This is a genomic window from Streptomyces solicavernae (genome assembly GCF_029968095.1).
GTDB lineage: Bacteria > Actinomycetota > Actinomycetes > Streptomycetales > Streptomycetaceae > Streptomyces > Streptomyces solicavernae.
Map to the genome: position 1 here is coordinate 1 of NZ_JASCIR010000069.1, position 6,726 is coordinate 6,726.

General features: G+C 71.6%; 6 protein-coding genes and 1 pseudogene. 4 read left to right on the plus strand and 3 right to left on the minus strand.

Annotation, left to right across the window (positions count from 1 at the left end; all coding sequences use genetic code 11):
- Positions 1-200: 200 nt before the first annotated feature.
- Genes dhaK through QIS99_RS31765 form a run of 3 tightly spaced genes read left to right on the plus strand, consistent with a single transcriptional unit; the run spans position 201 to position 2,316 of the window.
- Positions 201-1,193, plus strand: coding sequence for a dihydroxyacetone kinase subunit DhaK (gene dhaK, locus QIS99_RS31755; RefSeq protein ID WP_282517223.1), 993 nt, complete (start codon positions 201-203; stop codon positions 1,191-1,193).
- A 53-nt stretch (positions 1,194-1,246) separates the two neighbouring features.
- Positions 1,247-1,906 carry a dihydroxyacetone kinase subunit DhaL gene (gene dhaL / locus QIS99_RS31760; protein WP_282517228.1) on the plus strand — a complete coding sequence of 220 codons (660 nt, stop codon included), beginning with the start codon at positions 1,247-1,249 and terminating at the stop codon, positions 1,904-1,906.
- Positions 1,903-2,316 carry a PTS-dependent dihydroxyacetone kinase phosphotransferase subunit DhaM gene (locus QIS99_RS31765; protein ID WP_282517224.1) on the plus strand — a complete coding sequence of 138 codons (414 nt, stop codon included), beginning with the start codon at positions 1,903-1,905 and terminating at the stop codon, positions 2,314-2,316. Before dhaL ends, QIS99_RS31765 begins: the two co-directional genes overlap by 4 nt.
- A 34-nt stretch (positions 2,317-2,350) precedes the next feature.
- On the opposite strand, the gene QIS99_RS31770 is transcribed toward QIS99_RS31765, so the two are convergent.
- Both QIS99_RS31770 and QIS99_RS31775 read right to left on the minus strand, forming a co-directional pair.
- Positions 2,351-3,148 carry a VOC family protein gene (locus QIS99_RS31770; protein ID WP_282517225.1) on the minus strand — a complete coding sequence of 266 codons (798 nt, stop codon included), beginning with the start codon at positions 3,146-3,148 and terminating at the stop codon, positions 2,351-2,353.
- 234 nt (positions 3,149-3,382) lie between these two features.
- Positions 3,383-4,093, minus strand: a pseudogene (locus QIS99_RS31775) (aldehyde dehydrogenase family protein); the annotation flags it as partial.
- 61 nt (positions 4,094-4,154) lie between these two features.
- Between QIS99_RS31775 and betA the strand changes: the two are divergent.
- Entirely contained in the window at positions 4,155-5,813 is a 1,659-nt protein-coding gene (gene betA, locus QIS99_RS31780) for a choline dehydrogenase (protein WP_282517226.1), read from the plus strand.
- Positions 5,814-5,890: 77 nt separating this feature from the next.
- Here the strand turns inward: betA and QIS99_RS31785 are convergent, their stop codons facing one another.
- Positions 5,891-6,646 (minus strand): GNAT family N-acetyltransferase, encoded by a 756-nt coding sequence (locus tag QIS99_RS31785; RefSeq protein ID WP_282517227.1) that lies wholly within the window; start codon positions 6,644-6,646, stop codon positions 5,891-5,893.
- Positions 6,647-6,726 lie beyond the last annotated feature (80 nt).

Genomic DNA, 6,726 nt, shown 5'->3' on the forward strand with positions numbered 1-6,726 from the left:
GCGGATGGCCCCAGCTGATCACAGCTGAGGCAGGGCGCGGCACGTAGAGCCGCACGTGCCGTCGATCGACGAGAAGTTCATCGCCGTCATCGAGGCCGAGGTCGAACGCCACGCACCCGCCGGTCGTGACCCGCGGCCGCCGGGGATCGATACTGAGGGCCCACGAGTCGAGCCCCACCAGTGTCTGCCGGAGGTACCCGTTGAAAATGCTGATCAACGTCCCCGAGACCGTAGTAGCCGACGCCCTGCGCGGGATGGCCGCCGCCCACCCCGAGTTGACGGTCGACGTCGAGAACCGTGTGATCGTACGGCGGGACGCGCCCGTCGCCGACAAGGTGGCCCTCGTCTCCGGGGGCGGGTCCGGGCACGAGCCGTTGCACGGAGGGTTCGTGGGGCCGGGGATGCTGTCGGCGGCCTGCCCCGGTGAGGTGTTCACCTCGCCCGTGCCGGACCAGATGGTGCGGGCCGCGGCGGCCGTGGACAGCGGCGAGGGCGTGCTGTTCGTGGTGAAGAACTACACCGGTGACGTGCTGAACTTCGACATGGCCGCCGAGCTCGCCGAGGACGAGGGCATTCAGGTCGCCAAGGTCCTCGTCGACGACGACGTGGCCGTCACCGACAGCCTCTACACGGCCGGCCGGCGCGGCACCGGCGCCACCCTCTTCGTGGAGAAGCTGGCGGGCGCGGCCGCCGACGCCGGGGCGCCCCTGGAGCGGGTCGAGGCGATCGCGCGGCGCGTCAACGAGAACTCACGCAGCCTCGGCGTCGCCCTGAGCGCCTGCACGACGCCCGCGAAGGGCAGCCCCACCTTCGAACTGCCGCCCGGTGAACTGGAGTTGGGTGTCGGTATTCACGGCGAGCCGGGCCGTGAGCGGCGCGCGATGATGACGTCCAGAGAGATCGCCGACTTCGCCGTGGACGCCGTCCTCGACGACCTGCGGCCGCGCAACCCGGTGCTGCTGCTCGTCAACGGCATGGGCGGCACGCCGCTGCTCGAACTGTACGGATTCCACGCCGAGGTGCAGCGCGCCCTGACGGAACGGAACATCGCCGTCGCGCGTGTCCTGGTCGGCAACTATGTGACGTCCCTCGACATGGCCGGGGCGTCCGTGACCCTGTGCCAGATCGACGAGGAGCTCCTCGGCCTGTGGGACGCTCCGGTGCGGACGCCCGCGCTGCGCTGGGGCGTGTGAACGCGGTCCGCAATTCACCGGTGACCGACGAACTTGGAGGACCTGTGCTCGACGTGCTCGACGGCGACTTCTTCCGCCGCTGGCTGTCCACCGCCGCCACGGCCGTGGACCGGGAGGCGGACCGGCTGACCGACCTGGACTCGGCGATCGGCGACGCGGATCACGGCGCCAACCTGCGGCGCGGCTTCACGGCCGTGACCGAGGCGCTCGCCGGGAGCGACGCCACCGCGCCCGGGGCTCTGCTCGCCCTGGCGGGGCGGCAGTTGATCTCGAAGGTGGGCGGGGCGTCCGGACCGTTGTACGGCACCCTGCTGCGTACGGCCGGAAAGGCGCTCGGTGACGCGGGCGAGGTGTCGCGCGAGGAGCTGGCGCAGGCGCTGCGGGCGGGCGTCGACGCGGTGGCGAAGCTCGGCGGCGGGGCGCCCGGCGACAAGACGATGCTGGATGCGCTGGTCCCGGCCGTCGAAGCGCTGCCGGCGTCCTTCGACGCGGCGCGCGACGCGGCGGGCAAGGGCGCGGAGGCGACGATCCCGCTGCAGGCCCGCAAGGGCCGGGCGAGCTATCTGGGCGAGCGCAGCATCGGCCATCAGGACCCGGGCGCCACCTCATCGGCCCTGCTGATCGCCGCGCTCGCAGAGAGCGCGGAGAACGAGAAGAACGCGGAGAAGGCCAAGAACGCCAAGAACGCCAAGAACGCCGGAGGCGCCGCATGAGTGACGGCGCCAAGCAGGTGGGAGTCGTCCTGGTGTCGCACAGCGCCGCCGTCGCCGCCTCGGTCGCGGAGCTGGCGGCCGGCCTCGCGGGCGGCGCCGGCGCGGCCCCGGTCGCCCCGGCGGGCGGCACGGAGGACGGGGACCTCGGTACGAGCGCGGAGCTGATCGCGCGGGCGGCCCGCTCGGTGGACCGGGGCGCGGGCGTCGCGGTCCTGGTCGACCTGGGCAGTGCGGTGCTCACGGTGAAGGCCCTGCTCGCCGAGGGCGACGAACTCCCGGACGGCGCGCGCCTGGTTGACGCCCCGTTCGTGGAGGGCGCGGTCGCGGCGGTGGTCACGGCCTCGGCGGGCGCGGACCTGGACGCGGTGGAGACGGCGGCACGGGAGGCGTACGGCTACCGCAAGGAGTGAGGCGCCCTCCGGAACTCGTCATCGAGCGGCAGGCTCAGCTCTTCACCGGCGTCAGCACCACGAAGTCCGCGCCCGCCGGGTCCAGGCAGACCGCCATCCGGCCGACGCCCTCCGCGTCCTCCGGCCCCATCTGCACACTGCCGCCGTTCTCGGTGACCTTGGCGACGGCGGTGTCGCAGTCGGTGACGTTGAACACCGGGTGCCAGTACGGGCGTCCGCCGGCCGCGGCGAGGTGTTCGGCGGGGAGTTGCATGACGCCGCCGTGCATCCGCTCCTCGGGCAGCCCTTCGGGGGTGATGAGTGTGTACGTGCCTCCACCGCCGGGCAGCTCCATGTCGCTGAACTGCCAGCCGAGGAGGCCGCCGTAGAACTCCTTCGCGGCCGCGGCGTCCGTGGTGTAGAGCTCGGTCCAGGACAGCGAGCCCGGCTCGTCCACCTTCTCGACGCCCGAGTCCTTCCCCGGCTGCCACACGGCGAACTGGCCGCCGAGCGGGTCGCTGAACTGCGCCATACGGCCCCAGTCCTCCAGGTCCATCGGAGCGACCCGGACCGTGCCGCCCGCGCGCTCGACCGTCTGGGCGGCGGCGTCCGCGTCGGCGACCTTGAAGTAGATCATCCAGGCGGAGCGCGCGCCTTCCTCGGTGAGTTTGCCGAGTCCGGCGACGAGCTTGCCGTCGCTCTTGAATGTGCCGCCTTCCATGTCCTCACCGTCGCCCATGGACTCGAAGTCCCAGCCGAGCACGGCGCCGTAGAAGGACGCGGCGGCCGTGACGTCGGGAGCTCCGAGGTCGAGGAAACAGGGGGCACCGTTGGCGAAGTCCGTGGTGATCATGACGAGGTTCCTTCCGTGCATCTTCGGTGAGTTTCAGCCTTGCACCCGGCACTGACAATCGCCCGTCGACCGCTCACGGTGCGTGGCCGGGACGCCGTGCGGTGCGGGGCGGGCCGGCCCCGGACCGCGCCCCTCCGCCGCCGGTCCTCAGCGGGCGAACCAGCGTTGCGGTTCCGGTGCGGTGTTCTCGCGACCTGGTGTCCTTCACCGGCGGGCTGCAGACGGGCCGCGGCACACGTCGTGGCTCTCGACCAGGGGCGCGCCGGTGGCCGCGCCGCCGCCGAGGACGAGGTTGACGACGCCGGGCGGCGCGCCCGCCTCGGCGAGCAACTCGACCATCTTGACGGTGGTCAGCGGGGTGATCTCGCTGGGCTTGACCACCATGGTGTTGCCGGCCGCGAGCGCCGGGGCGACCTTCCAGGAGGCCTGAAGGAGCGGGTAGTTCCACGGGCAGATGAGCGCGCACACGCCGACCGGCTCGTAGACGACGCGGCTGCGGATGCGCGGGTCCCCGGCGTCCACCACGCGCCCGGCGTCGGCCTCGGCCTGCCCGGCGTAGTACGCGAGGACGTTCGTGACGTCGTCGACGTCGATGCCGCTCTCCACCAGCGTCTTGCCGGTGTCCAGGGTCTCCAGGCGGGCCGTCTCGTCGCGGTCGCGCTGGAGCAACTCGGCGGTGCGGCGCAGGAGTGCGGCGCGCTGCCGGGGCGTCCAGGACGGCCAGGTGTCGCCGTCGAAGGCCCTGCGGGCGGCGGCCACGGCGGCCGGTCCGCCCTCGTCCACGGTGCGGACCACGGACTGGTCGTAGGGGTTGATGATCTCACGCGTGGCGCCCCCGGCTGCGGCCACCCACTCTCCGTCGATATACAGACTGGACGTGGGAATTCCTTTCCCGGTTGCGCCGTATTCGGCTCTCCCGTTGTGCGCACTGAATTGATTACGCATTACGTTAGGCACGTACCACGGGGGCGGCAACGAGTCGTACGACGAGAATCCAGGGAGTGCCATGGGCCGGGCGGAATTTGACTACATCATTGTCGGCGGCGGCTCTGCGGGGTGCGCCCTGGCGAACCGGTTGAGCGCGGACCCGGCCAATCGGGTGCTGGTGCTTGAGGCCGGACGGCCGGACTACAAGTGGGACGTGCTCACGCACATGCCGGCCGCCCTGACGATGATCATCGGGAATCCGCTGTACGACTGGTGCTACGAGTCGGAGCCAGAGCCGTACATGAACGGCCGCCGGGTCAGCCACGGGCGCGGCAAGTTGCTCGGCGGGTCGAGTTCGATTAACGGGATGATTTTCCAGCGCGGAAATCCCATGGACCTGGAGCGCTGGGGGGCGGATCCCGGAATGGAGACCTGGGACTACGCGCACTGTCTGCCGTATTTCAAGCGAATGGAGCACTGTGCGGCCGGGGCCGATGAATGGCGCGGTCAGGGCGGGCCGCTGTGGCTGGATCGCGGCGCGGCCGACAACCCGCTGTTCGAGGCGTTTCTGGAGGCGGCGCAGCAGGCCGGGTACGACCTGACCTCGGACGTCAACGGCTACAAGCAGGAGGGCTTCGCCCGCTTCGACCGCAACATCAAGGACGGGCGGCGCTGGTCCGCGGCGCAGGCGTATCTGCATCCGGTGATGAAGCGCCCCAATCTCACCGTGCAGTGTTTCGCGCAGGTGGACCGGGTGCTCTTCGAGGGAAAGCGGGCGGTCGGGGTCGCCTATCGGAAGCACGGGAAGCAGCGGCGGGAGACGTTCGGCGGCGAGGTGATCCTGTGCGGCGGAGCCATCAACACCCCGCAGCTGCTTCAGCTTTCGGGCATCGGGAATCCCGACGAACTCACCCGGTTCGGCATCGAGATGGTGCATGAACTGCCCGGGGTCGGCGAGAATCTCCAGGACCACCTGGAGGTGTATGTGCAGCACGCCTCCAAGCAGCCCATCTCGTTCAACCCGCTCATCAAGTGGCGCAACCGGCCCGCCGTCGGAATGCGCTGGATGACCTCGCACACGGGTCCCGCGGCCACCAATCACTTCGAGGCCGGCGGGTTCGTACGCGGGAACGACGCGGTCGACTATCCCAACCTGATGTTCCATTTCCTGCCGATCGCGGTGCGCTACGACGGCACCCCGGTGGACGCGGAGCACGGCTATCAGGTGCACATCGGCCCGATGTACTCCGACGTACGCGGCTCCGTGAAGATCAAGTCGGGGCATCCGGAGGAGCATCCGGCGCTGCGCTTCAACTACCTCTCCACGCCGAACGACCGCAAGGAGTGGATCGAGGCCATCCAGGTCGCCCGGGACATCCTGAAGCAGCCCGCCTTCGCGGAGTTCGACGCGGGCGAGATGTCGCCCGGCGCGGAGGTGAGCGGCGACGATGCCGTCCTGGAGTGGGTGGCGCGGGACGCGGAGACCGCGTACCACCCGTCCTGCACCGCCAAGATGGGCATCGACGCCATGGCGGTGACGGATCCGGCGTCGATGCGCGTCCACGGGGTCGACGGGCTGCGGGTGGTCGACGCCTCGGCCATGCCGTATCTGACGAACGGCAACATCTACGCGCCGGTGATGATGCTCGCCGAGAAGGCCGCCGACCTGATCCTCGGCAACACCCCGCTGGCGCCGTCCACCGCCGAGTTCTACCGGCACCGCGCCCAGAAGGGCTGAGGGCTGCGGGCTGAGGACTGCGGGCTGCGGGCTGCGGGCTGCGGGCTGCGGCGCCCGTCCCCGCACCGTCGGCTCGGTCAGGGTCGGTCGCCCTTCGGGCTGCTGCTCCCCGCCGGCACCCGCAGCCCGAAGAACGACACCTCGCGGCGGAGCCGGAAGCCCAAGGATGCGTAGAGCCCGATCGCGCCGGTGTTCTCCGCGCCGGTGTGCAGGAACGGGACCTCGCCGCGGTCCCGGATGCCCGCCGCGACCGCGAGGACGAGCCGCCCGCCGAGCCCCTGGCCGCGGTGCGCCGGATCCGTGCAGACGCCGCTGATCTCCGTGTACCCGGTGGGGCGCAGCCGCTCCCCCGCCATCGCCACGAGCGCCCCGCCGCGCCGGATGCCCACGTACCCGCCGAGCTCGACGGTGCGCGGCAGGAACGGACCGGGCCGGGTGCGTGCCACGAGGTCGAGCATCTCCGGGACGTCGGCGGGCCCGAGCCGTACGGCCTCCGCGTCCGGGCGCGCCCGTACGCCGTCGTCGACCAGCTGGACCCCCGGCACCCGGAAGGTCTCCGTCCAGCCGGGCGGCGGTGTCAGTGCGGTGGTCGCGGCGAGCGCGAACTCGCCGTCCGGGCCGACGAGCTCCGCGGCGTCCGCCCAGTCCCCGGCGGCCGGGTCGTCGGGCAGGGCGAGCCACGGTGAGACGTCCGCGGGGAAGCGCAGCACGCGCCCGCGCCGCTCGGCCAGGCCGGACTGCGGTCCGGTGAGCGCGGCGTACGTGGGCCGGTCCAGGGGGTGCGGGTGGGGCGGGTGTGCGGGGGCGGGGGCCGGGTGGGCTGCGGTGCTCATGTGCTGTTCCAAGGTGGGCCGGGGGTGGCCGTATTCCCGTGCCCGCGCTGTGTCGGATCGCCCGTGTATCTCGACGGTGT

Bases quoted from the DNA above. Each gene is read 5' to 3' on its own strand.
- QIS99_RS31770 (WP_282517225.1), bottom strand. From the start codon at position 3,148: ATGATCACCACGGACTTCGCCAACGGTGCCCCCTGTTTCCTCGACCTC.
- QIS99_RS31785 (WP_282517227.1), bottom strand. From the start codon at position 6,646: ATGAGCACCGCAGCCCACCCGGCCCCCGCCCCCGCACACCCGCCCCAC.
- QIS99_RS31765 (WP_282517224.1), top strand. From the start codon at position 1,903: ATGAGTGACGGCGCCAAGCAGGTGGGAGTCGTCCTGGTGTCGCACAGC.
- betA (WP_282517226.1), top strand. From the start codon at position 4,155: ATGGGCCGGGCGGAATTTGACTACATCATTGTCGGCGGCGGCTCTGCG.